Genomic DNA, 25,163 nt, shown 5'->3' with positions numbered 1-25,163 from the left:
GCTCAGACCCCGGCCTTCAGACGGTCCACCGCCATCAGCACCCGTTCCGGCGTCGCCGGGGCATCCAGACGCGGGCAGACCTTGTAGTCGGCCACGCTGGCCACCGCCATCGACAGCGCCTCGAACACCGAGATGCCCAGCATGAAGGGCGGCTCGCCCACGGCCTTGGAACGCTTGATGGTCATCTCGCGGTTCTCGGACCAATCGGCAAGATCGACGTTGAAGACGCGCGGGCGGTCGCTGGCCAGCGGGATCTTGTAGGTCGATGGCGCATGGGTGCGCAGCCGTCCGGCGTCGTCCCACCACAGCTCTTCCGTGGTCAGCCATCCCATTCCCTGAATGAAGGCACCCTCGACCTGCCCTTTGTCCAATATCGGGTTCAGTGAGCGGCCCACATCGTGCAGGATATCGGTGCGTTCAACCCGGTATTCGCCGGTCAGCGTGTCGATCGAAACCTCGGAACAGGCCGCGCCATAGGCGTAGTAATAGAACGGACGGCCCTTGCCGGCGGCCCGATCCCAATGGATCTTGGGTGTCTTGTAGAAGCCCGCCGCCGACAGATGCACGCGCGCCATATAGGCTTGGCGAATGAAGGTGTCGAAGGCCAGGACCTCCTCGCCGATCTTCACGGCGTTGGGCAGGAATTCCACCTGCTCGGGCGCGACCTTGCGGCTTTCGGCGGCAAAGGCCACCAGTCGTTCCTTGATCTGCCGCGCCGCATCCAGCGCCGCCATGCCGTTCAGGTCCGATCCCGACGAGGCCGCGGTGGCCGAGGTGTTGGGCACTTTCTCGGTGGTGGTCTTGGTGATCTTGATGCGTTCGAAATCTACCTGGAAGGCATCGGCGACGACCTGCGCCACCTTGGTATTCAACCCCTGCCCCATCTCGGTGCCGCCGTGGTTCAGATGGATCGAGCCGTCGTTGTAGACATGGATCAGCGCACCCGCCTGATTGTACCAGGTCGCGGTGAAGGAGATACCGAACTTGACCGGCGTCAGCGCGATCCCCCGGCGCATGATCCCGCCCTTGGCGTTTTCGGCGATGATCTCGGCCCGGCGGGCCCGGTAGTCGGCGCTGGCTTCCAGCTCGTCCACCACGCGGCCGATGACATTGTCCTCGACCTGCTGGTGATAGGGGGTCAGATCGCGGCCCGCCTCGCCATAGAAGTTGGCCTTGCGCACGTCCAGCGGATCCTTGCCCAGCGTGTAGGCGATTTCCTCCATCATCCGCTCGGCGACGATCACACCCTGCGGCCCGCCAAAGCCCCGGAACGCGGTGTTGGACACGGTGTTGGTCTTCTGCGGGCGCGAGACCAGCCGCACATGCGGGTAGAAATAGGCGTTGTCGGCATGAAACAGCGCCCGGTCGGTGACCGGCCCGGACAGATCCGACGAGTAGCCGCAGCGGGCGGCAAAAGTGCCTTCGACGGCCTGGATGCACCCGTCGTCGTCAAAGGCCACGTCATAGTCGATGACGAAGTCGTGGCGCTTGCCGGTGGCGGTCATGTCCTGGTCGCGGTCGGGGCGGATCTTGACCGGGCGGTTCAGGCGCTTGGCGGCCACGGCCGCCACGGCGCAGAAGATGTTCATCTGGCTTTCCTTGCCACCGAACCCGCCGCCCATGCGGCGCACGTTCACCGTCACTGCGTTCGAGGGCACCCCCAGAACATGGGCGACCATGTGCTGTGCTTCGCTGGGGTGCTGGGTCGAGCAATGCACGATCACATCGTCATCCTCGCCGGGAATGGCAAAGGCGATATGGCCTTCCAGATACATGTGATCCTGACCGCCGACGACCATGCGCGCCTGCACGCGGTGCGCGGCGCCTGCCTGACCGGTGGCAACATCGCCGCGTTGCAGGGTCAGCGGATCGGTGACCATGGGCATGCCCGCCGCCTCGGCCGCCGGGGCGTCGATGGCATGAGGCAGCACCACATAGTCGATCTCGGCCAGTTCCGCCGCGCGTCGCGCCGCATCGCGGCTTTCGGCGATGACCGCGAACAGGGGCTGGCCGTGGTATTCCACCAGCTTGGTGGGAAACACCGGCTCGTCATGGCGTCCGGTGGGGCTGATGTCGTTCACGCCGGGAATATCCTCGGCGGTCAGCACATCGACCACCCCCGGCGCGGCGCGAACCGCGCTCAGGTCCATGGTGCGGATGCGCCCGTGCGCCACGGATGAAACACCCAGATAGGCGTGCAGCGTGCCCCAGGGTTCGGCAATGTCGTCGGTGTATTCGGCCTGTCCGGTGACGTGCTTGGTGGCACTGTCATGGATGCGGTCCTTGCTGACCGCGCCGCTGATGGTGTGCATGTCCTTCATCGTCGTCTCCTTTCAGGCCACGGCCTGGCTGTCGGGCGCTTGCGCCGGATCGCCATGCTCAAGCCAGAACCGCCGCAGCAGGTTTGCCGCCACGAGTTGCCGGTAGTCGGCAGAAGCCCGCCAGTCGGTCAGCGGTGTAAAATCTTCGGCCAGGGCCTTGGCCGCGGCCTCGAAGGCGGCGGCACCAAAGGGCTGGCCGCGCAGCGCGGCTTCGGCCTTGGCGGCCCGTTTTGGCGTCGCCGCCATGCCGCCAAAGGCGATGCGGGCCTCGGTCACGATGCCATCCGCCACCTCGACGCTGATCCCGGCCGCGACCGAGGAGATATCCTCGTCCCGGCGTTTCGAGATCTTGTAGGCCGCGTCGATCTGGCCCGGCGCGGGGCGCGGGATCCGCAGGCTGGCGACGAAATCGCCCGGCTCGCGATCCTGCTTGCCGTAATCGACGAAAAACGCCTCCAGCGGCAGGCTGCGTTGACCGCCAGCCTTTTGCAGGGTCACCTCGGCCCCCAGCGAGATCAGCACCGGCGGGGTGTCTCCGATGGGCGAGCCATTGGCGATATTGCCGCCGATGGTGCCCATGCTGCGCACCTGCCAGCCAGCGATGCGATCCCAGTAGTCACCCATATGCGGGAAGGCTTCGCGGATCGCTGGCTCGGCCTCGTCATAGGTGACGCCGGCGCCAAGGGTCAGATCGGTGTCGGTCAAGGCGATGGTCTTGAGGTCCTCGAGATGCCCGATGAACACCACCGGCGAGATCGGGCGCATGAACTTGGTCACCCACAGCCCCACATCGGTGGCCCCGGCGACGATGGTGGCCTTGGGCGTTTCGGCCAGAACCTGCGCCAGATCATTCAGATCGACGGGCAGGATGGCGCGGTTGTCGGCAGGGCCGACCTCGACCCGGACCTTGGGCTGCATCGCCTCAAGCTGCGCGGTGATCGCAGTGCGTTCGCGGGTCAGGTAGTCGTTGGCCGGGCTGCCGTAGGTGTTGACCGCCAGCGCCGCATTGACGATTGGCTCGTACCCCGTGCAGCGGCACAGGTTGCCCTGGATCGCGGTTTCCACCTGCGTCCGGGTCGGCTGCGGGCATTGCATCCACAGCGCATACAGCGACATCACGAATCCCGGCGTGCAGAACCCGCACTGGCTGCCGTGGAAATCGACCATCGCCTGCTGCACCGGATGCAGGCGGCCATCGGGCCCCGACAGGTGTTCGATCGTGACCACATGGCAGCCGTTCAGCGAGGCCAGGAAGCGGATGCAGGCGTTCACCGGCTCGTACCGCAGGCTACCCTGTTGCAGCCGGCCGACCAGCACGGTGCAGGCCCCGCAATCACCTTCGGCGCAGCCCTCCTTGGTGCCGGTCAGGCGGCGGTCGATGCGCAGGTAATCCAGCAACGTCTGTGTGGCGGGCACGTCGCTGGCCGTGATCTCGGTTCCGTTGAGAAGAAAGCGGATATGGGGTTGCGGGTCCATCGGGCCTCCGGTCAGGCTGGGGAAAAGCGGGTGGTCCAACACTACCCTGCGCGACTGCCTCGACAAACGACGTTGTTTGGGAATAACTTTCAACAGAACGTTGAAAATGATGCGGTGCTGGCCGATGGACGGTCATGCGGAAGAAATGGGCGTGTTCTGAATGGCCTATCTGGAAAGCCTGCGGGTCTTCACCCGCGTGGTCGAACTTGGCAGCATCACTTCCGGAGGCCGCGACCTGCGACTGACCCCGGCTGTGGCCAGCAAACGCATCAAGGAACTGGAGCAGCATCTGGGCGTTCGTCTGTTCAACCGCACCACCCGGTCGCTGACGCCGACCGAAGTTGGCCAGCGATTCTATGAAGAAGCCCGCCGCGTGCTGGAGATGGTGGACCAGGCCGAGGCGGTGGTGGCCGAGTTTTCAACCGCGCCGCGCGGAGTGATCCGCATCACCGCGCCGCTGGGCGTCGGACGGCGCATCATCGCGCCGATGATCCCCGACTTCGTGGACCGCAATCCCGGAATCGAAGTGCGGATGCGCATGTCGGACCGCAAGGTCGATCTGCTGGCCGATGGTCTGGACGTGGCCTTCTTCGTCGGCACCCCGCATGACAGCAGCCTGAAGATGCGCAAGATCGCCGATTGCCCGCGCGTGCTTTGCGCCGCGCCGGCCTATCTTGAGCGGTATGGCGTCCCCGCCGATCCCGAGGATCTGTTGCGCGGCCACAACTGCCTGCTGCTGCGCTATCCGCGGTCGCCCGAATATTACTGGATGCTGAACACGCCCGATGGGCTGCGCAAGTACGAAGTCAGCGGCAAGTTCGATGCCGATGACAGCGATGTGCTGACCGATTGGGCGCTGGCCGGGGCGGGTATCGTCAACAAGCCGCAATTCGACGTGGCCGCACATCTGGCCGCCGGGCGGCTGGTCGAGGTGCTGCCGCACGCCCGCCCCGCGCCCTCGGTCTTCGGCTGCCTGTATCCGCACAAGAAGTTGCAGGATCCCAAAGTGCGGCTTCTGGTGGAATTCGCCGTCGATCACGGGGTGCGAACCATGCAAGGGTTGGTGGCTGCCCCATCTGACGCATAAGCGCCCGGGCAGAAGCCGGGGCGCTTGAGTGTCTCAACGATTGTGCGGTCGCGATCAGGGCGCGCCGTCCGCTGCAAGGCCGCTTGCATCAGCTTTTCCTCGGTGACCTTGCCAGTGCCATTGAAAGCCTTGTTCAGCCCGAAGGCGGTTTGCAAGGCCAGCAGGTTGCCCGAATGGCACCAGCGGTGCGGGCGTCATCGCCATGCCGATCGCGCCCGCTCGCATCGCCAGAACGCTCTGAAGCCCAGGGGCCATCCGTTCGCCTTTCGGCAGTGACTTGTTCACGGCATCGATCGTCGGGTCAGACATCCCAAGGTCACTCCTCGCCAGGTCCGATATCCCCATGGATGGGCAGGTCGGTGTTACCTGTCCGGTTCACGCAGCAGCGGACCGGCCTGCGGCTTCAGCGGTCACTGGCCGCATCTGCGCCGGCCAGGGCGGCGATGGCGCGAAATCCGCGCGGGGTGATGCCGGGGGTACAATATGGGCGCGGTTTCCCCTGCCCATCCGGATGGGAAAAACTTAATGTCGGTAACTGTTTAGAAACAATAGGTTGCGGCCTTCACCTGCGGCGAAGGGTTGGCCGTAGATCAGCGCGTTGGCGCGCCCGGGAAAGTTCCCCGGTTCCCGCCGGTGTCCGCAACCGGGTCCCGTGCCGGGGGGCCGCTCCTTGCAGGACCGAAGCGTTCAGACAGGTCTCTGCCATCGGCTGCGCCTTATGGCGCAACCGGAGGTCAGAGACGGATGGGGTCGATGGGCTGGCGGGTCGGCCTAGAAGTCGACCTCGATGGCGATGCCTTTTTCGACCGCCAGATCGACCACGGCGGCGGCCACGGCCAGATCCTGAAGGCCGACGCCGGTGCCGTCGAACAGGGTGATCTGGTCGTCCGAGATGCGGCCCGGATTGGTGCAGTTGATGACGGCCCCAAGTTGCGCAACATCGGCCTCGGCGATCAGCCCCTGGGCCACGGCGTGCTGGGCCTCGCCGATGCTGATGGACTGGGCCACCTCATCTGTAAAGACATCGGCCTTGACCAGAAGCTGCGGGTCGACCTCTTGCTTGCCCTTGGTGTCGGTGCCCATGCAGGCCACATGGGTGCCGGGGCTGACCTGGTCGGCGTTCAGGATCGCATCGAAAGAGGAGGTGATCGAGATGATCACATCCGCCGCCCGCATTTCGTCCAGGTCCACCGCCTCGAAGGGCAGACCGGCCTCGGCGGCCACTTCTTCAAGGTTGGACAGCATTTCGGGGTGCAGGTTCCAGCCGATGACCTTTTCGAAGTCGCGCTGTTCCAGCGCGGCGCGCAGCTGGAATTTCGCCTGGTGGCCCGCTCCGATCATGCCGATGACCTTGGCATCTTTCCGCGCCAGGTGCCGGATCGAGACCGAAGAAGCCGCCGCCGTCCGCAGCGCGGTCAACAGGTTGCCGCCGACCATGGCCTTCGCCTTGCCGGTGTCGGGATCGAACAGGAAGACCGTGGACTGGTGATTGATCAGCCCGCGCTTTTCAAGGTTGTTGGGCCAGTAGCCGCCCGCCTTCAGACCCAGCGTCAGCCCGGCCCGGTCAAAGCCGCCCTTGAAACCGTAAAGCGCGTCTTCATGGCCGATGGCCTCGCGCACCACGGGGAAGTTGTAGGCCTTCCCGGATGCCATCGCGGCAAAGACCTTCTCGACCGCCGCAAAGGCCGCGTCGCGGGTCATCAGGTCGGCGATTTCGCGTTCGGGTACGATCAACATGTCATTCTCCAAATTCCGTTCGCGCGCCCGTGTGCCATTGCCGGTGGGAAGGCATACACACGGGCGACTTTCCGGCTCCTCCCGAGCCAGCCCCACCGAAACGAAGGGGCTTCAGTAGGCCTTGCCGCGGGCCGACACCGGCCACAGGGTTTCAACCTTGCCGCCCCGCACGCCCACATACCAGTCGTGGACGTTGGCGGTGGGGTCGCAATGGCCCGGCACCAGCCGCAGCTTGTCGTTGACCTTCAGCGCGCCGTTGGGGTCGGACACCACGCCGTGCTCGTCCGAGCACTTGATGTACTCCACATCGTCGCGGCCATAGATGAACGGCAGCCCGCTATCGACCGACTGCGCCTTGAGGCCCGCATCGACGATGGCCTTGTCGGCCTTGGCATGGCTCATCACGCTGGTCAGGATGAAGAACGCGTTCTTCCATTCGCCCTGGTCAATGCGCTTGCCATCCTTGTCGAGGATGCGGCCATAATCGGCATCCATGAAGGCATAGGAACCGCACTGAAGCTCGTTGTAGACGCCCGAGTTGCTTTCGAAATAGTAGCTGCCGGTGCCGCCGCCCGAGACCAGCTCGCAGTCGATGCCTTCGGCCTTCAGGCCGGCGATACCGTCCTTGACCTGTGCGATGGCGGCGTCGAGCTTGGCCTGGCGGTCCTCGAAGCTGTCCATGTGCTGCATGGCGCCCTGGTAGGCCTGAATGCCCTTGAAGGTCAGGCTGTCAGCGTCACGCACGGCTTTGCCGATTTCGACAACCGCATCGGTGGTGATCACACCGCAGCGGCCCGCGCCGCAGTCGATCTCGATGAAAACACCAAGGTTGACGTCGTGCTTTTTCGCTGCGGCCGACAGGTCGGCGACGTTGGCGACATCGTCAACGCAGACGATGATCTCGCTGCCGTATTTGGGCAGTTGTGCCAGACGCTCGATCTTGGCCGGATCGCGCACCTGGTTCGACACCAGGATTTCCTTGATGCCGGCCCGGGCGAAAACCTCGGCCTCGGAGACCTTCTGACAGCACACGCCGATGGCGCCGCCCAGTTCCATCTGCAGCTTCAGCACGTCAACCGACTTGTGCATCTTGCCATGGGCGCGGTGGCGCATGCCGTGGGCCTTGGCGTAATCGCCCATTTTCTTGATGTTGTATTCCAGCGCGTCCAGATCGAGGATCAGGCAGGGCGTCTGGATATCGGCTTCGTCCATGCCGGGCAGTGCCGGGACATCGAAACCGACTTCGAGATCGGAGAGATTGACAGGTGCGTTCATTGGAGGTGCTCCCTCATTAAGTCCACGGCAGTTTGTCGAGATCGACGTTGCCGCCGGTGATGATGACGCCGACGCGCTTGCCTTTGAACGCATCGGGGTTTTTCAGGATGGTGGCCAGCGGCACGGCGCTGGAAGGCTCCATGACCACCCGCAGGTGCTTCCACGTCAGTTTCATGGCTGCGATGATCTCGGCGTCCGAGGCGGTGTAGATCTCGCTCACATGGTTCGAGACGAAATGCCAGGTCAGATCTTTCAGCGGCACCAGCAGCCCGTCAGCGATGGTCTTGGGCGCGTCGTCGGCAATGATATGTCCAGCCTTGAAGCTGCGATAGGCGTCGTCGGCCTGCTCCGGCTCGGCGGCGATGATCCGGGTTTCGGGGGCCAGCGTCGACAGGGTCAGGCAGGTGCCCGAGATCATGCCGCCACCGCCGATGGGCGCAACCACCATGTCCAGACCGCCGGTCTGTTCGGTAAACTCCTTCGCGCAGGTCCCCTGCCCGGCAATCACGCGCGGATCGTTGTAGGGATGCACGAAGTCGCCACCGGTTTCGGCCTGCACCTGCGCAAAGGTGGCTTCCCGCGACGTGGTCGAGGGCTCGCATTCGGTGATCTTGCCACCATAGCGGCGCACGGTGTCCTTCTTGGCCTGCGGCGCGGTGCGCGGCATGACCACGTTGCAGGGAATGCCCCGGCGCATGGCGGCATAGGACAGGCAGGACGCATGGTTGCCCGAGGAATGTGTCGCCACACCCTTGGCCGCCTGCCCTTCGTCCAGCCCGAAGACCGCGTTGGTGGCCCCGCGCACCTTGAAGGCGCCCGGTTCCTGGAAGTTCTCGCACTTGAAGAACAGTTGCGCGCCGGTCAGTTCGTTCAGGTAGTCCGAGGTGCGGATCGGCGTGCGGCGGATGTGCGGCTTGATCCGCTCATGCGCCGCCAGCATGTCGTCATAGGTGGGGATTTGCATCACCAGATCCTTCATCATGCAGCGCTTTTCAGGGCCGCTGCGGGGTGGCCACGATAGTAGTCCTGCGCCGCCGCAACGCCCGAACCCAACGGGATGCTCAGACCCAGATCGGCCATGCACATCTCGGCGGTGGCGATGCCCGACAGGGTCATGACATCGGTCAGGCTGCCCAAGTGGCCGATGCGGAACACCTTTCCCGCAACCTCGCCCAGACCAACCCCGAAAGCGACACCATAGGTGTTGGCCGCATGGGTGACAATATCGGTGGCATTGAAACCTTCCGGGGTGCGGATGGCGCTGACCGTGTCGGAATAGACCGAGGGATCGCTGGCACACAGCTCCAGCCCCCAGGCAGAGACCGCTGCGCGAACCCCCTCGGCAATCCGGTGATGGCGGGCAAAGACATTGTCCAAACCTTCGCTGAGCAGCATCTGGCAAGAGATGTTCAACCCGTTCAGCAGGCCGACGGCCGGGGTATAGGGATAGGCGTTGTTGGCGTAACCCTTGGCCATGTCGTGCACATCAAAGAAGGTGCGCGGCAGACCGGCGGTCTTGGTGGCCTCCATTGCCTTGGGGCTGAAGCCGACGATGGCCAGACCGGCGGTCAGCATGAAGCCCTTCTGCGAGCCGGCGACGGCCACGTCCACGCCCCATTCGTCGAAGCGGAAATCCATCGAGGCGATCGAGCTGACCCCGTCGACGAACAGCAGCGCCGGGTGGCCGGCTGCGTCCAGGGCACGGCGCACGGCGACAATGTCGGATTTCACGCCGGTGGCGGTTTCGTTGTGCGTGGCCAGAACGACCTTGATCTCGTGCGCCGTGTCGGCGGTCAGGATCTCTTCATAGCGGTCCGCCGGCAGACCGTCGCCCCAGGGGGTTTCGACGATCTGAACCTCGAGCCCGTGACGCTGGCACATGTCGATCCAGCGATGGCTGAACATGCCGTTGCGCGCCGCCAGAACCTTGTCGCCTGCCGACAGCGTGTTGGTCAGCGCGGTTTCCCAGCCCCCGGTGCCGGTGGAGGGAAAGATGAAGACCTCGGCCGCGTCGCTTTTCAGGATCTTGCGCACGCCTTCGCGGGCCGGGTGCAGGATCTGGCCGAACAGTGGCGAGCGGTGGTCGATTGTGGGCATGTCGCAAGCCTTGCGCAGGCTTTCGGGGATGTTGGTCGGGCCGGGGATGAAGACCGGGTTCTGAAAGCTCATGGATGACTCCTTGCGTCGTTGAGAGCACCATAGGCGGACTGTTCTCACAGGGGAACTTTTTTGAAATGCGTTTTCAGATTGCGTAGAGACTTAAAAAACCATTTGTTGTCATGATCTTACTTTTTTCATATCATGAATTAGGCTTTCACAGCAAACCAGAAGGTTTTTATGGAAACGCAAGACAATGACGGTGGACCGGTGCGCAAGTCGCGGGGGCGGCCGCGCGGATGGGATGACAAGACCGGCCAGAACACCATCAAATCGTTGGATCGCGCGATGGAGGTGTTCGAGTATCTGAGCGAGGCGCAGGGCAAGACGCTGACCGCCATGGCCAGCGAAATGGGGCAATCTCCGGCGACGGTGTACCGCGTTCTGGTCACGCTTCAGGGCCGGGGTCTGGTGGAATTCGATGCCGAGGAACAGCAATGGCACATCGGGCCGCGGGCCTTTGTCATCGGCGCGCGTTTCCTGCGCCGCACCAGCCTGGTGGATCGCGCCCGCCCGATCCTGCGCAAGCTGATGGAAGCCACGGGTGAAACCGCCAATATCGGCATCGCGCAGGAGGGCGCGGTGCTGTTTCTGAGCCAGGTGGAAACCCACGCCAGCATCCGCGCCTTCTTTCCCCCCGGCACCCTGTCGCCGCTGCATGCCTCGGGCATCGGCAAGGCCTTGCTGGCGGGGATGGATGAAGAGCGTCTTCAGCGGGTGTTGGCAATGGGGCCTTTGACGGCCTTTACCGAACAGACCATCACCGACCCGGATGCCCTGCGCCGCGACCTGCAAACGGTGCGCACCCAGGGCTATGCTTTTGACAATGAGGAAAAGAACAGCGGCATGCGCTGTGTCGCGGCGCCGGTCTACGATGTGACCGGAGAGGCGATTGCCGGGATCTCGGTTTCCGGTCCGTCCAATCGGATCAGCGCCCGGCATATCGACCGGCTCAGCCGCCCCGTGATCGAGGCGGCCAAAGACCTGACTGCGGCCATCGGCGGCCTTGTCCCAGAGCCGCCGGAATAAGGGGTGTCAGCGCTGCGGGCGCAGCGGCATCTGGCGGTTCACATCTTTATACAGCAGGTAACGGAACCGCCCCGGCCCGCCCGCATAGCAAGCCTGCGGGCAAAAAGCGCGCAACCACATGAAATCGCCGGCCTCGACCTCGACCCAGTCGTTGTTCAGCCGGTAGACCGCCTTGCCTTCCAGCACGTACAGCCCGTGCTCCATCACATGGGTTTCCAGGAAGGGGATAACCCCGCCAGGCTGGAAGGTCACCACCGTGACATGCATATCGTGGCGCAGGTCGGTGGGATCGACAAAGCGCGTGGTGGCCCATTTGCCGTCGGTGTCGGGCATTTCGGTCGGGGCGATATCGTTTTCGTTCAGGATCAGGAAATCCGGTTGGTCCAGACCCTCGACCGCCTGATAGGCCTTGCGCACCCAGTGAAAGCGCAAGGTCTCGGGCCCTGCGTTGCGCAGGGTCCAGGTGCTGGACGGCGGCAGATAGGCATAGCCGCCCGGCGTCATCTCATGCGCCGTGCCGTCAAATGTCAGGGTGGCCGTGCCTTCGACGATGAACAGCACCCCTTCGGCTTCGGGATCGGTCTCGGGCCGGTCTGACCCGCCACCCGGCGCCACTTCCATGATGTATTGCGAGAAGGTCTCGGCAAACCCCGACAGCGGCCGGGCGATCACCCAAAGGCGGGTATCGTCCCAGAACGGCAGAAAGCTGGTCACGATATCGCGCATGGTGCCCTTGGGCAGCACCGCGTAGGCGTCGGTGAAGACCGCACGATCGGTAAGCAGTTGATCCTGGCCCGGATGGCCTCCGTGCGGAGCGAAATAGGTGGCGGTCATGGCAGGCTCCTGAATACGTCGACGTTGGGATAGTCCTAGGACGCCAGGCCCCGCCCCCGCCACCCGGAAAGCACCGTCATCTCTTTTAGGTTATTTTTGATAATCAGTCTGCACTTGCCAATCTGCATGGAAAAGCGGTCCGGTGCGGATACACTGTCGCTGACATTGACCTTCATCAAAGTGGGCGGTGTCGCGGCTGGATAAGGTTAACAAATCCTTTCAACAAATATCCGCTCTCGAATGTTTCCCAAGAGTAAACTCTGGGAGAAGCTGGGTCCGTTCCACTTTGGGACCGATGCGCCCTGACGGCGGGATGGCAAACGTTGGGAGGGCGCCGGGTTTTTGGTCGAAACCCCGGCCGCGACCGGAGCGAGTCACCGGCCCCTATTCAGTTCTGGATATCCGACAGTGTTTTCCAGAATGCAAAGATCGGCTCTACTCTATTATTTGTATGCAAATGTATGCAGTTCTGGGAAAGCAAGACCAATTTTCAAACATGACGCGGCACCTGCTTCTCATATCCGCCATTGGATTGCCGCAGGACACGCGTTTCATATCCTGTGCATCTTGATTTTTTGTTTCGGCAATAATCAGCCGATACAGGGAGCAGTATTGCAGGCCGCGAACTGTCGCGTTCCGGGAACGGCTCAGCCGATCCACGACAACGGTGCCCGACTCACGTCTTTCAACGCAATGATTCGCCGACTTGTGCTGTGCAACACGGGGGCTTCCGACGGTATTTTCCGTGCTTGATTCGGGAAATCCGGCGGCGGATGACGCCCCAGAGAAGGAATTTCCGGCGTTGGCGCCCCGCGCCAAGCCCGAGCGAGCCAATTTTTCCAAAAAGGTGACTCGCCGCTTCGGCAGACAGATTCCGCGATTGAAAACCGTCGCTTCCTGCCTCGAAATTTTCAGTCCGAATGAGGTTTTCACCGAGGATTTCTGCGGTTTCTGCAATTGGACAGGCCTCTCTTGCCGAAATTGACTTGCAGGTAATGAACGTACGTTACCTGTTGCAATTGATGCTGAAATCAGGATTTCAACATGTGGCTTGCGTGGTAATTTCATGGAATTGACACCCGGCAGTCGATCCCGGTGCGATGCAGATTTCAGGGCTGACTGTCCCGAAATGCCCGTCCCGCGCGGTCGCGTACAGCAAGTTCCCCGAAACGCAATCACCCTGCGCGTCAATGTGGCTAACCCTAGGTCATTTGGGCGGATTTCAGCCTAAATCCTCGCGCTCGGGTTGCGTCAAGGGAAACTACACGCATAGGTTGCAATACAACGACAGCGTGCATTCTGCGGAACAGCGTTTCGCAGGTGCTGGTACAGAAATGATCAAGTGGAAGAGGTAGTAATGTCAAGTTACGGGCTGCAGAGTTCTTTTTCGACATACATTGATGGTCAACGCTCTTACAGAACAGTCGCGCGAGATGTAGCTGTAGACAGTGCCGGGAACATATATGTGACGGGCGGCACATCATCTCCGAACGGCGTCGCGATCACATCGGGGCTGGATTACAAGACCAATCAGGGTGCGGCCAGTGCGGGCCGGGCCGACGAAATGGATGTCGTCGTCCAGAAGTACGCCCCGGACGGCACTTTGCTGTGGTCCGGACGCATCGGCGGCAAGGGCTATGACCGCGCCTATGCGCTGGAGGTCTCGGACGACGGCTATGTGTATATTGCCGGACGGGCCGGTGACGGGCTGTTGACGACCGCTGGCGCCTACCAGGGCAACTTCGGCGGCGACACGGTTCCCAACAACCTGTACGGCGAACAGGATGGCTTTGTGACCAAGCTGGACGCCGACACGGGTGCGATGGAATGGACAACCTATCTGGGCGGCAGTGACGCCGGGTTCATTCGCGACATCGATGTGGATGATCAGGGTGTGGTTCACGTCGGCTATACCAATGCAGAAAGCACGATGTCCGACACCCTGCTGACTCCGGACGCGATGACCCGCACGCCAGGCAGCAACATGTACCTGCAACTGTCCTCCGACGGCCAATCGCTGCTCTATGGTACCCATATCGGCGGCAGGGGGCACGGCGTTCCCTCGGTTCGTGTTGATGACATGGGCGATATCAACATCTCGTTCAGTGCCAGCAACAACGGCAATCTGACCACAACCGCCGGCGCCCTGCAAAGCCACGCCCTGGGTGACGACGATATCTATCTGGCGAAATTCGACGGGCAAACCAACGGCCGCACCCTGAAATCCGCGACCTTCTTCGGTGGTTCGGATCGCGAAGGGTCGGAAACGCACCAACTGGCCGTGAACAGCCAGGGGGACTTCTACGCCCTCTCGTTCACCTCCAGCGTCGATATCACGACAAGCGCGACTGCCTACCAATCCAGCCTGAACGGCCCCAGCGACGCCATGATCACGTATATCTCGGCGGATGGGACCACCCTGCTGGGCGCCACCTACTTTGGTGGTTCGGGCGGTGAAGGTGCCGAAGGCATCGTCGTGACCGACCAGGCGGTCTATATTACCGGCTCCACCAATTCTGCCGATCTTCCGGTCACGGACTACACCACCTTCGGTGGCTACGGCGGCGGGCAGGATGGCTTTCTTGCGGTGTTCAGCCTGGATCTTTCGACCCTGCTATATGCGACCTATATCGGTGGCTCGCGCGACGATGCGGCCCGTGCCATCGAAGTGGCAGACAACGGCGATGTGATCATCGGCGGTCAGACCATGTCGAACGATTTTGATCTTCTGAATGCCAACGACGGCAACAAGGCCGGAAGCCGTGCAGGCTTTGTCACCAAGCTGAACGAAGTCGATACCTCGGTGGGCGGCGGCGGCGGCTCGGGTGGCAATGGCGGTGGCGGTACCGGCGGCGGGACCGGCGGCGGAGGAACCGGTGGTGGCACAGGTGGCGGCACCGGCGGCACCGGTACCGGCAACCTGACCGTCTCCGGCGGCGACAAGAGTGACTTTCTGGACTACTCTGGCAGCACCCAGAATCTCTTCATCCAGGCCGGGAACGGCAACGACACCGTCATCGGTGGTGACTTTGACGACATTATCTACGGCGAGGGCGGCAGCGACGATCTGAATGGCGGCGCCGGCGATGACAAGATGTACGGTCAGAACGGCCACGACACGATGCTTGGGGGTGACGGCAACGACATCCTGATCGGCGCCAAGGGCAAGGACACGCTGGTTGGTGGCAACGGCAACGACATTCTGGATGGTGGAACCCTGGAGGATGCGTTGACCGGCGGCGCTGGCGCGGACACCTTCGTGTTCGCAATTGTCGAGGATCGCTATTGCGACAGCGTCACCGACTTCAACATCGCGCAAGGCGACGCGCTGAACCTGACCATGATCTTCGCAGGACAGGACATGTCTGCCGGGATCGACAATTTCATCCAGTTGCAGGTGACCGGTGCCGACACGCTTGTACTGGTCGATCAGGATGGCCAGGGCGGTGACTTCGTCGATATCGCCGAACTGGAAGGCATCGCGCTGCATCAACTGGCTTCGACCTATGTTGCCAGCGGTCTGATTTCGGTGGATGTCGATCTGAACCTCTGAGGTCGCGCAACAGAAGATCGTCAGCGGCGCTGCGGGTTTCCGTGGCGCCGCTGCTGTTTCACGGCACGGGATCCGGTGTTGAGACTGCCACCAAACAGGCTGCAGCGTGCAAGGCCATGCGCCGGGTTCCTTCTCTTCTGACTGGATCAAGCAGGGCGCTCTCGATTGGGTATCGCCAGATGCATCTACCCCCTTGCCGTGTCCGGGAGTCGGCGCACCGGCCTTTCGTCCTCCTACCCCGCCCACCGTAGCCCACTGGAATCCGCCGCGTGCTATTCCCCCGCTTGCCTGTCGGGCGCGGCGCCGCCATTGGGGACATTGATCCCGCAGAAGTGGCACACGCACAATTTGCATTGTTCCGCGTGGCCGACGAAACCTGCTTCAGCAGGCAGAGGCGTCGTTGCCCATGATACTCAGACCGGACCGGCCGAGGATCTCGATCATGACGGGATGGGCGTCTTGACGAACATGCCATGCATCATCTGTCCGGCGACAAGCCGGGCCGTGAATTCCGAATTGACGGTCATCGCCGCCGTCCGAAGCGGGGATCGGCGTGGCAAGGTCACGGCCTGTTCGGTGGCGCTTCCATGATTGCCTCGACGAAGTTGCGGGCCACGTCTCGGACAAATCGGAACGGGCAACGACGGCGATCTAGAAGCCCGATGTGATGTAGGGGCACAGGTGTCCCCTGCAAGGTGAAATGCCTGACACGTCGGATGACCGCCGTGGGCCAAGATGAAGCGGGCCGTACCTGTTCCATCCACATGCGCAATTTTTCGGAAGTCACGAATGAAAAATTGCGGGCTATTTCACCCGCTTTCACGCAGGATCAGCTCACCGCGCACCATGCGCACGCTGCCCTGCGCATCGGGATCCAGAACCGTTTCCTCGATCAGATCCAGCGTATTGCGCACCATCTGGTTGGTCTTCTGCCGCACGGTGGTCAGCTTGTAGGACGCCCATGCTGCCATCGGAACGTCGTCAAAGCCGATGATGGCCACATCCCGACCGGGGACGAGGCCCGCCTCTTTCGCCGAGTCGATGGCGGCAATGGCGGTGATGTCATTGGCGCAGAACACCCCGTCGGGGCGCTTGGGGTCGCGAAACAGAAGATCGGCAAAAGCGCGCGACACGCCATAGTCGTATTGCCCTGCGCCTTCATAGGCCACCTTCATGCCGCGATCGTTCAGCGCGTCGCGAAACCCGCGCCGGCGCTCTAGATGGGTCGAGGTGTCGCGAATGCCGCCGATGAAGGCGATGGTCTGACTTCCCCTGTTGGCAAGGTGTTCGGCCACCATGCGGCCGCCGTTGTAGTTGTCGGTGCAGACAGCGCTGATCGTCGCGTCGGCCTGAACCCGATTGAACAGCACCACTGGAATGCCGCGCAGCTTGCATTCGCGCGCCAGTCGTGACGACAGGTTGGCCGAAGTCACCACCACGGCATCGGTGCGCATGCGGAACACCTGCGGCATGACACTGTCGACCGTTTGGCCCGGTGGAACGGAATGCACCGCCATATCGCGGCCCTGATTCGAGATTTCCGTGGCAAACCGATCCAGGATGGCCGGATAGAACGGGTTGGTGATGTCGCCGACGACCAGGGACAGGGCGCGGATCCGGCGCGGGCCGGACCGGCGGAGCTGCGGCGGCGCATAGCCCATCTCGCGGGCGGTTTCCAGGATCCGACTGCGAACATCGGGCGCGACAGAGGATTCCGGGCGAAAGGCCCGCGACACGGCAGCGGTCGATGTGTTGCAACGCCGGGCGACATCTTTGGCTGTAAATTTCATGAATTCAGACCAGAAATTACACGGTTTGTTCTGACCTAGCCCACCTGCTGAAACTAATCAACGGGGCTGTCTTGTGGTCCTGCTTTGCCAGGTCCGGTGTGAAACAAAGAAAAGCGCCACCGGAGAGCTCTCCGATGGCGTTGGTTTCGTATTCCGTCTGGCCCGCACGCCGCCGACACCTGGCGCGCTGCCGGAAGGCTAGGCCGAGCCCGTCTCGAGGCGCACCACCTGACCGCTTTGCCAGGACAGGGTCGCGGCATCGGCAAGGATCTGTGCTTTCAACCCATCGTGGATCGATGGCTGCGGCGGCTGCCCTGCGCGGACACTGTCCACGAAGACGGCCATTTCGGCGGCATAGGCGGCCCGATACCGCTGCAGGAAGAAATCCTCGACCGGGGATTTGCAGAACCCGCTTTCGTCTGCACGCTCCAGCGTGGTCTTGTGAACGTTCCCGGCGCGCAGCATCCCCTTTGAGCCGTGCACCTCGATCCGCTGGTCGTAACCATAGGTGGCTCGACGGGAGTTCGAAATCTGGCAGATCTTGCCGCTGGCCGTAATCAGGTTGACCGCCGCCGTGTCCACATCGCCAAGGGTGGCGACCTCGGGGTCGACCAGGGCCGCGCCGATGGCGTGGATGCTGACCGGCTCCTCTCCCAACAGGAAGCGGGCCATGTCCAGATCGTGGATCATCATGTCCCTGAACAGGCCGCCCGAACTGCGCACATAGGCGTGCGGCGGCGGCGAGGGATCGCGCGACAGGATGGTGATGATCTCGACATTCCCCAGACCACCGTCACGAAGCGTCTGCTGCAAGTCCCGGAAATTCGGATCGAACCGCCGATTGAAGCCGGTCATGAAGGGCACGCCTGCGGCCTCGACTGCGCGGATGCAGTCTCGGATGCGGTCGGCGGACATGTCGATCGGCTTTTCACAGAAGATTGCCTTGCCGTGTGCGGCCAGCCCGTGGATCAGATCATAGTGGGTGTCGGTCGGCGTGCCGATTACCACCGCGTCGATATCGTCCGAGGCCACCAGCGCATCGATGCTGCGCACCTCGGCCCCGGTGCGGGCGGCCAGCGTCTGTGCCGGGGCATCGAAGGCATCGGCCACGGCCACCAGCGTCACCTCGCGCAGCAGGGCAATGCTGTCGGCGTGCACCCCGCCGATGCGTCCGCATCCAAGAAGTCCTATCCGCATCTGATGTTACCTTGTTTTGGGGGCGCCGAAGCCGCGCAAGACCTCGCGCCCGGCGGCAATCAGGGGCTCGTGGGTTTCTTGCAGGATCTGCACACGGTCGAACCGGTCGGGGTCGTGATTGACCGCGTCCCGCAGCGCCTGACCAAACACCATGCGCAGTTCCGTTCCGATGTTGAACTTGCAGATGGCCGAGGTCGTGGCCAGTTTCAGCCGTTGGGCATGGGGCACGCCCGATCCGCCATGAATGACCAGCGGCACCTCGGTCACGGCCTCTATGGCCCGGATGCGTGCTTCGTCCAGACCGCCGTCACGCTCGGTCTGCAAATGCACATTGCCGACCGAAATCGCCATCGCGTCCACCCCGGTTTCGCGGGCAAAGCGCGCGGCTTCCTCGGGGTCGGTCCCGGCGGAATTCTCGCCGCCGGAATAGCCGACGAAGCCGATCTCGCCCTCGCAGGAAATGCCTGCACCATGGGCCAGTTTGGCCACTGCGGCGGTTTCGGCGATGTTCTGTTCCAGCGGCTTGCGCGACCCGTCAAACATCAACGAGGTGAACCCGCTGTCCAGCGCAAGCCGGCACTCTTCCATGGTGTAGCCGTGATCCAGATGGGCCACCACCGGCACCGATGCTCCCTCGGCCAGATGCCGGAACATCTTGCCCAGAATGGGCAGCGGTGTGTGCGCGCGGCAGCTCGGGCCAGCCTGAAGGATCACCGGCGTGCCTTCGGCTTCGGCGGCGGCCACAAAGGCGCGCATGTCCTCCCACCCCAGCGTGACCAGACCGGCCACAGCATACCCTTGTTTCAAAGCGGGTTGCAGGACCTCTGCAAGAGTTGCCAATGTCATTTGAACTTCGCCACCATGTCCTTGATCCCGGGGATCGTTTCCACCTGATAGGCATGGGTGGGCTGGAAGAACTGCACCAGGGACCGCTGGCTCAGCCCGCCGAGGATGGTGAAATAATACATCTCGTATCCCGGCAGGGCGCAGCACGGGTGATAGCCATTGTCGATCAGGATCGTGGAGCCATCGACGATGTGATAGGCATCGCCGGGTTCATTGTCGACACGTTGCAGCATCTGCAGGCCCGAGCCGTGATTGGGCCGGAACCGGAAATTGTAGGTTTCGTCGTGGCGTGTTTCATCGGGCAGACGATCGGTGTCGTGCTTGTGCGAGGGGAACCCCGACCAGCCTCCCTGCCCCACGGTGTACAGCTCGGACACCAGCAGGCGGCCGACCTTGTCATGCTGCTTCTGGCCGAGGATGTGCTTGATCTTGCGATGGGTCTTGGTGTCGTCAGAGCCGTATTGCACGAAGTCGATACCATCGGCGCGCACGTCGAAAGGCTCCAGCACCGTGTCGTATTTTGCCCCGGCGACGAAAACCTCGGCACTGTCGGACTGGCACACCATGCGGGCCCTTGCGCCCGAAGGCACATAGATGCCCTCGGGCTCGCCGTCCCAGACATCGATGCCCCGGCTGCCAAGGGCAGCAAAGCTTACGCCCTCCACATCCACATCGACGGTGCCGGTGGCGGGCACGATGCAGGTTTCATACCCCGGCACCTGGTATTCGAAGGCCTCGCCGGATTTCAGTTTGACGATGTTGAAGTAGTTCAGCGGAACCCGCGGATCATCGGCATCGACGATCGGAGCGTTGGCGTTGTCAAAGGGGGGAATATGCATGGCGGATCTTCCGTATTGGGGGCGCGGTCAGACCGAAGTCGGGCCAGGATGGGTGGCAATGAACTGTTCAAGTTCGGCCGTGGTGGGCATCGCCGGGGCGCAGCCCGGTTGCGAAACGACGATGGCGGCACAGGCAGACCCGCGCAGAACCGCGTCGCGCAGCTCGCGGCCTTCGGCCAGTGCGGCCAGCAGGCCGGCCATGAAGCTGTCGCCCGCGCCATTGGGTTTGACGGCGGTGACGGGGAAGACACCGGTGCGGATCTCTTGCCCATCGGCAAGGGTCATCGCGCCCTCCTGCCCCATCTTGTAGATCACGATGCGGCCCGGTTGCGCGGCCAGTTCGCGGGCCTTGTCCAGCCCCTTGTCAAGGCCGCCGGCCATGAAGCCGAACTCTTCATCGTTGCCGACGATCATGTCGCTTTCGGCCCCGGCGCGGGACAGAACCTCGGCGGCCACTTCCGGCGATGGCCAGGAATAGGGGCGATAGTCGATGTCGAAGATGACGGGCAGACCGGCTGCACGGGCGTTTTCGAAGGCGCGGAAAGTGGCCCCGCGCGACGGCTCGGCCGCGAAAACCGTCCCGGCGGTGATCAGCGCGCCATAGGCGCTGTAGTCGACCCGATCCACGTCCTGCGGCGTGACCTGAAAATCCACTGCGTTGTTGCGGTAGATGCAGTTCTGGAAGTCCTCCATCGTGCTTTCATACACGGCCAGAGAGATGCGATATTCCCCGTCCAGAACCCGCAGATACTGCGTATCGACCCCATAGTGGTTCAGCCGGTTGGTACAGAACCGCCCGACGCAATCGTTCGAGACCGAGGTGACCAGGGCCGAATGCGCCCCCAGCTTGCACAGCCCGGCGCAGATGTTGGCAGACGATCCGCCAAGATCCGCGCGGAAGGTCTGGGCGTGTTCGGCCTTGGTGCCCGGCGGGTCGGCGAACATGTCCATCCCCGCCCGGCCGAAGACCGCAAAGCGGCTTTTCCGGATGCCGTCGATCAACGTGCCCATCACACCCCCCGACGCTGAAGGTGGCGGGAGGATTCCCAATCTTCATGGGCTGCGCGCACGCGCGGGCTATCGCTGACCTCTGGCGTCCCGCATTCCCACCAGGTGTGGCCCTTGTCGGTCCAGGCCCCGTAGGCGGCGACCTTCATGCAGATCACATGGGTCTTGTCCGACGCCTTGGCGCGTTTGAATGCCTCGGCCAGTTCTGCCGGGTTTTCGACGGTTTCGGCGGTGGCCCCCATCGCGGCGGCATGGGCTTCGAAATCCACGTCGAAGGCTTCGGGGATGGTGGGCGTATCCTCGTAAAGGCAATTGTAGCTTTCGCTGCCCACGTTGTTCTGCAGCTTGTTGATGACTGCCCAGCCGCCGTTGTCGAGCACCAGCACGATCATCTTCTTGCGGGTCAGCACCGACGAATAGATATCGGAGTTCATCAGCATGTAGGCGCCGTCGCCCACCAGAACGATGGTGTCCTTGTCGGGCTCGCGCTCGGCCTGGGCAATCCGGGCGCCCCAGCCACCGGCGATCTCGTACCCCATGCAGGAAAAGCCGAATTCGACATCCACCGTACCGATGTCCAGCGTCCGCCAGTTGGCGGTGACCTCGGCAGGAAGCCCACCCGAAGCGGTCACGATCCGGTCACGCGGGTCGCACAGCGCGTTCACCACACCGATGGCCTGCGCATAGGAATTGGGCTTGTTGCCGGGTGCGACGTTGTCGGCCACGTAGGCATCCCATTTGCGCCGTTCGTCCTGCGCCTGTTCCGTCCAGCCGTCTGGCGCGGTATACCCCTGTGCCGCAGCACCAAGTGCCTCCAGCGCACAGCGGGCGTCGCCCACCACGGGCACCGAGCCGTGCTTGCCCGCATCGTGGCGCGCGGCATTGATCGAAATCAGCCGGGCATCCTTTGCGAAAGCAGTCCACGATCCGGTGGTAAAATCCTGCAACCGCGTGCCCACGGCAAGTATGACATCCGCCTGTTCGGCAATGGCATTGGCGCTGTCCGAGCCGGTCACGCCGATCGGCCCGATGTTCAGCGGATGCGTCGCCAGCATGTTGGCGCGTCCGGCGATGGTTTCGACCACCGGAATCTGATGCGCCTCGGCGAAGGCGGTCAGTTCGGCGGCCGCACCGGAATACTGGACCCCGCCCCCGGCAATGATCATCGGGCGTTCGGCGGCTTTCAACAGGGCTGCCGCGTCGGCCACCTCGGCCACATCCGGCATGATCCGGCGAATGCGATGCACCTTCTTCTCGAAGAACACCGCCGGATAGTCATAGGCCCAGCCCTGCACATCCTGTGGCAGGCCGATGAAGGCCGGGCCGCAATCGCCGGGATCAAGCATGGTCGCCACAGCCGCCGGCAGCGACTGGATCACCTGTGCCGGATGGGTGATGCGATCCCAGTAGCGGGTGATCGGGCGGAAGGCGTCGTTGACCCCCAGCGTCGGATCCTGGAAGTTCTCCATCTGCTGCAGCACCGGGTCCGGCAGGCGGGTCACATAGGTATCGCCACACAGCATCAGCATCGGCAGACGGTTGGCATGGGCCAGCGCCGAGGAGGTGGTCAGGTTGCTGGTGCCCGGCCCCGCCGAAGCGGTGCAGAACATGAACCGCTGCCGCAGCCAGGTCTTGGCATAGGCCGCCGCCGCGAACCCCATGCTCTGTTCGTTCTGGCCGCGATACAGGGGCAGCGCGTCGCGATACTGGTACAACGCCTCGCCCAGGCAAGGGACATTGCCATGCCCGAAAATGCCAAAGCCGCCGCCGCACAGGCGATGCTCCTCGCCGTCGATCTCGATGTACTGGTTTGCCAGCCATCGCACGATGGCCTGCGCCGTGGTCAGGCGGAATGTCGTCTCGCTCATGCCCGTCGGTCCTCCCTTGTCTTGTCTGCAGCCTGCCGTAGACGATTGCTGCTTGCGTGATGTTGATTCTGAGGATACTAGTTTTGCAACCGGTTGCAAACTGATTTTGGAGAGCAGCACGACATGGCTGAAATCGGCATTGGAATTGTGGGTGGCGGCTATATGGGCAAGGCACATGCCGTTGCCATGTCAGCGGTCGGCGCGCAGTTCGACACCGCCCTGCGCCCGCGTCTCGAGATGGTTGCCGCACGCACGGAAACTTCTGCCGAGGCGTATCGGCAGGCCTTCGGATCCCGGCGCGGCACCGATGACTGGCAGCAGCTGGTGACGGATCCACTTGTCGAGGCCGTGGTCATTGCCACGCCGCAGAAGCTGCATCGCGAGATTGCCGAGGCGGCCCTGGCCCTGGGCAAGCCGGTGCTGTGCGAAAAGCCCATGGGCGCCTCGCTGGAAGAGGCCGAGTCCATGGTCGCTGCCGCCGAAGCCAGCGGCGTCGCCAACATGGTCGGCTACAACTATATCGGCACCCCGGCCAGCCAGTTTGCCCGCAAGCTGATCGCCGAGGGGGCCATCGGCACCGTCACCTGGTTTCGCGGAGAGCATACCGAGGATTTCTATGCCGACCCCGAAGCCCCGGCGACATGGCGCACCTCTGGCATGGCCAATGGCACCCTGGGTGACCTTGCCCCCCATATGATCAACGCCGCCCTGGCCCTGATCGGCCCGGTTCGCAGTCTTGTGGCCGAGGTCGAGACGGTGCACGCCCAACGGCCCGGTGGCGCGGTGACCAACGATGATCAGGCCCAGGTCATGTGCCGGTTCGCCAATGGCGCCATGGGCCAGATGCATTTCAGCCGGATCGCCACGGGCCGCAAGATGGGCTACGCCTACGAAGTGCACGGCACCCGCGGGTCCATCCGGTTCGACCAGGAAGACCAGAACGCGTTGTGGCTGTACCGGGCCGAGGGGCCAGAGGCCGAACGCGGCTTTCGCAAGATCCTGACCGGGCCGGCGCATCCCGACTATCTGCCGTTCTGCCAAGGGCCGGGCCACGGCACCGGCTATCAGGATCAGATCATCATCGAGGCGCATCATTTCCTGCGCGCCATCGAAACCGGCACCCCGGCCTGGCCCACGTTCCGCGACGGATTAGCCGTCATGCGCGTTGTTCAGGCCGCTCTGACCTCGTCCCGGACCCGGACGTGGCAGGACGTTCCCCAAGACCCGACCATCTGAAAGGCTTCCAGAATGACCATTCGCATAGGCAATGCGCCCTGCTCGTGGGGCGTCGAATTCGCCAACGATCCGCGTAATCCCAGTTGGCAGACGGTGCTGAAGGAATGCGCCGAAGCGGGCTACAAGGGGATCGAACTGGGTCCGGTCGGCTTCATGCCCGAGGATCCCGTGGAACTGGCCGAGGCGCTGGACCAGCACGGTCTGGAACTGATCGGCGGCGTTGTCTTCCGGGCGTATCACGACCCGGCGCAATGGGATGACGTGTTGGACGGCACCCATCGCACCTGCAAGGCGTTGGTGGCGCATGGCGCGCAGCATCTGGTGCTGATCGATTCCATCTCGCCGCGCCGCGCCCCGACCGCCGGACGGGCGGATGAGGCCGAGCAGATGGACAAGGCCGAATGGACCGCTTACCGCGACAGGCTGGCCGAATCTGCCCGTATCGGCACCGAGGAATACGGCCTGACCGTCGGTATCCACGCCCATGCCGCGGGCTTCATGGATTTCGAGCCGGAACTTGAGCGACTGCTTGACGAGGTAGACGAGAAGATCCTGAAGATCTGCTTCGACACCGGGCATCACTCCTATGCCGGTTTCGATCCGGTGGCCTTCATGAAGCGCCACATGAATCGCATTTCCTACATGCACTTCAAGGACATCGAGCCGAAAGTTAAAGCAGATGTCATTGCCAGCCGAACCGGGTTCTACGATGCCTGCGGCAAAGGGATCTTCTGCAAGCTCGGGCTTGGCGATGTCGACTTCCCGGCCGTTCGGCAAGTGCTTCTGGATCACGGTTTCGAAGGCTGGTGCACGGTCGAACAGGACATTGATCCGACGCTGGATGTCACGCCCATGGCGGACAACCGGGACAACCGCGAATACCTCGAATCCATCGGTTTCAAGTGAAAGG

20 protein-coding genes are annotated in these 25,163 nt (G+C 63.1%); 5 read left to right on the top strand and 15 right to left on the bottom strand.

What is annotated here, in order from left to right; genetic code table 11:
• Positions 1–2 precede the first annotated feature (2 nt).
• Both xdhB and xdhA read right to left on the bottom strand, forming a co-directional pair.
• A complete protein-coding gene (xdhB, locus tag ACP15K_RS11250; RefSeq protein WP_424990549.1) occupies positions 3–2,321 on the bottom strand; it encodes a xanthine dehydrogenase molybdopterin binding subunit in 2,319 nt (772 codons plus the stop codon).
• A 12-nt stretch (positions 2,322–2,333) separates the two neighbouring features.
• Positions 2,334–3,797, bottom strand: a complete 1,464-nt coding sequence (gene xdhA, locus ACP15K_RS11245) for a xanthine dehydrogenase small subunit (RefSeq protein WP_424990548.1) — start codon at positions 3,795–3,797, stop codon at positions 2,334–2,336.
• Between the two features lie 160 nt (positions 3,798–3,957).
• Here xdhA and ACP15K_RS11240 point away from each other — a divergent pair, with 160 nt between their 5' ends.
• On the top strand, positions 3,958–4,884 hold the full coding sequence (locus ACP15K_RS11240; protein WP_424990547.1) for a LysR family transcriptional regulator: 927 nt from the start codon (positions 3,958–3,960) through the stop codon (positions 4,882–4,884).
• Positions 4,885–4,938: 54 nt separating this feature from the next.
• On the opposite strand, the gene ACP15K_RS11235 is transcribed toward ACP15K_RS11240, so the two are convergent.
• The 5 genes from ACP15K_RS11235 to bhcA form a co-directional block, all read right to left on the bottom strand.
• Positions 4,939–5,193: a hypothetical protein gene (locus ACP15K_RS11235; protein WP_193142693.1), complete on the bottom strand. Its 255-nt coding sequence runs from the start codon at positions 5,191–5,193 to the stop codon at positions 4,939–4,941.
• A 462-nt stretch (positions 5,194–5,655) separates the two neighbouring features.
• On the bottom strand, positions 5,656–6,621 hold the full coding sequence (gene bhcD / locus ACP15K_RS11230; protein ID WP_424990546.1) for an iminosuccinate reductase BhcD: 966 nt from the start codon (positions 6,619–6,621) through the stop codon (positions 5,656–5,658).
• Positions 6,622–6,732: 111 nt separating this feature from the next.
• On the bottom strand, positions 6,733–7,896 hold the full coding sequence (gene bhcC, locus ACP15K_RS11225; protein WP_424990545.1) for a 3-hydroxy-D-aspartate aldolase BhcC: 1,164 nt from the start codon (positions 7,894–7,896) through the stop codon (positions 6,733–6,735).
• 16 nt (positions 7,897–7,912) lie between these two features.
• A complete protein-coding gene (bhcB, locus tag ACP15K_RS11220; RefSeq protein ID WP_193142874.1) occupies positions 7,913–8,875 on the bottom strand; it encodes a beta-hydroxyaspartate dehydratase BhcB in 963 nt (320 codons plus the stop codon).
• Positions 8,875–10,065 carry an L-aspartate--glyoxylate aminotransferase BhcA gene (gene bhcA / locus ACP15K_RS11215; protein WP_424990544.1) on the bottom strand — a complete coding sequence of 397 codons (1,191 nt, stop codon included), beginning with the start codon at positions 10,063–10,065 and terminating at the stop codon, positions 8,875–8,877. Before bhcA ends, bhcB begins: the two co-directional genes overlap by 1 nt.
• A 168-nt stretch (positions 10,066–10,233) precedes the next feature.
• Between bhcA and bhcR the strand changes: the two genes are divergently transcribed.
• Positions 10,234–11,082, top strand: coding sequence for an HTH-type transcriptional regulator BhcR (gene bhcR / locus ACP15K_RS11210; RefSeq protein WP_424990543.1), 849 nt, complete (start codon positions 10,234–10,236; stop codon positions 11,080–11,082).
• A 6-nt stretch (positions 11,083–11,088) separates the two neighbouring features.
• Here the strand turns inward: bhcR and ACP15K_RS11205 are convergent, their stop codons facing one another.
• Both ACP15K_RS11205 and ACP15K_RS11200 read right to left on the bottom strand, forming a co-directional pair.
• Entirely contained in the window at positions 11,089–11,916 is an 828-nt protein-coding gene (locus ACP15K_RS11205; protein ID WP_193142698.1) for a bifunctional allantoicase/(S)-ureidoglycine aminohydrolase, read from the bottom strand.
• A 435-nt stretch (positions 11,917–12,351) separates the two neighbouring features.
• Positions 12,352–12,984: a hypothetical protein gene (locus ACP15K_RS11200; RefSeq protein ID WP_424990542.1), complete on the bottom strand. Its 633-nt coding sequence runs from the start codon at positions 12,982–12,984 to the stop codon at positions 12,352–12,354.
• A 289-nt stretch (positions 12,985–13,273) separates the two neighbouring features.
• On the opposite strand from ACP15K_RS11200, the gene ACP15K_RS11195 reads away from it, so the two are divergent.
• A complete protein-coding gene (locus ACP15K_RS11195) occupies positions 13,274–15,469 on the top strand; it encodes an SBBP repeat-containing protein (protein WP_424990541.1) in 2,196 nt (731 codons plus the stop codon).
• Positions 15,470–16,278: 809 nt separating this feature from the next.
• On the opposite strand, the gene ACP15K_RS11190 is transcribed toward ACP15K_RS11195, so the two are convergent.
• From ACP15K_RS11190 to iolD, 6 genes are all read right to left on the bottom strand, one after another.
• Positions 16,279–17,259 carry a substrate-binding domain-containing protein gene (locus ACP15K_RS11190; RefSeq protein WP_424990540.1) on the bottom strand — a complete coding sequence of 327 codons (981 nt, stop codon included), beginning with the start codon at positions 17,257–17,259 and terminating at the stop codon, positions 16,279–16,281.
• A gap of 198 nt (positions 17,260–17,457) precedes the next feature.
• Complete coding sequence (iolG, locus tag ACP15K_RS11185; protein WP_424990539.1) at positions 17,458–18,456, bottom strand: inositol 2-dehydrogenase; 999 nt, start codon at positions 18,454–18,456, stop codon at positions 17,458–17,460.
• 6 nt (positions 18,457–18,462) lie between these two features.
• Complete coding sequence (locus ACP15K_RS11180) at positions 18,463–19,302, bottom strand: class II fructose-bisphosphate aldolase (RefSeq protein ID WP_424990538.1); 840 nt, start codon at positions 19,300–19,302, stop codon at positions 18,463–18,465.
• Positions 19,299–20,141 (bottom strand): 5-deoxy-glucuronate isomerase, encoded by an 843-nt coding sequence (locus ACP15K_RS11175; protein WP_424990537.1) that lies wholly within the window; start codon positions 20,139–20,141, stop codon positions 19,299–19,301. Before ACP15K_RS11175 ends, ACP15K_RS11180 begins: the two co-directional genes overlap by 4 nt.
• Before the next feature lie 27 nt (positions 20,142–20,168).
• Positions 20,169–21,152 carry a 5-dehydro-2-deoxygluconokinase gene (gene iolC, locus ACP15K_RS11170; RefSeq protein ID WP_193142706.1) on the bottom strand — a complete coding sequence of 328 codons (984 nt, stop codon included), beginning with the start codon at positions 21,150–21,152 and terminating at the stop codon, positions 20,169–20,171.
• Positions 21,152–23,017 carry a 3D-(3,5/4)-trihydroxycyclohexane-1,2-dione acylhydrolase (decyclizing) gene (iolD, locus tag ACP15K_RS11165; RefSeq protein WP_424990536.1) on the bottom strand — a complete coding sequence of 622 codons (1,866 nt, stop codon included), beginning with the start codon at positions 23,015–23,017 and terminating at the stop codon, positions 21,152–21,154. The genes iolC and iolD overlap by 1 nt, the downstream gene beginning before the upstream one ends.
• Before the next feature lie 123 nt (positions 23,018–23,140).
• Between iolD and ACP15K_RS11160 the strand changes: the two genes are divergently transcribed.
• The gene (locus tag ACP15K_RS11160) at positions 23,141–24,253 is read left to right on the top strand and encodes a Gfo/Idh/MocA family protein (RefSeq protein WP_424990535.1); all 1,113 of its coding nucleotides are present in this window, start codon (positions 23,141–23,143) and stop codon (positions 24,251–24,253) included.
• Positions 24,254–24,265: 12 nt separating this feature from the next.
• On the top strand, positions 24,266–25,159 hold the full coding sequence (locus ACP15K_RS11155; RefSeq protein WP_193142709.1) for a TIM barrel protein: 894 nt from the start codon (positions 24,266–24,268) through the stop codon (positions 25,157–25,159).
• The last annotated feature ends 4 nt before the right edge of the window (positions 25,160–25,163 follow it).

It is taken from the genome of Fluviibacterium sp. S390 (assembly GCF_049800695.1).
Taxonomy (GTDB): Bacteria; Pseudomonadota; Alphaproteobacteria; order Rhodobacterales; family Rhodobacteraceae; genus Meridianimarinicoccus.
Note: the sequence above shows the minus strand (reverse complement) of the source record. Positions and strands in the feature narration are given on the sequence as shown.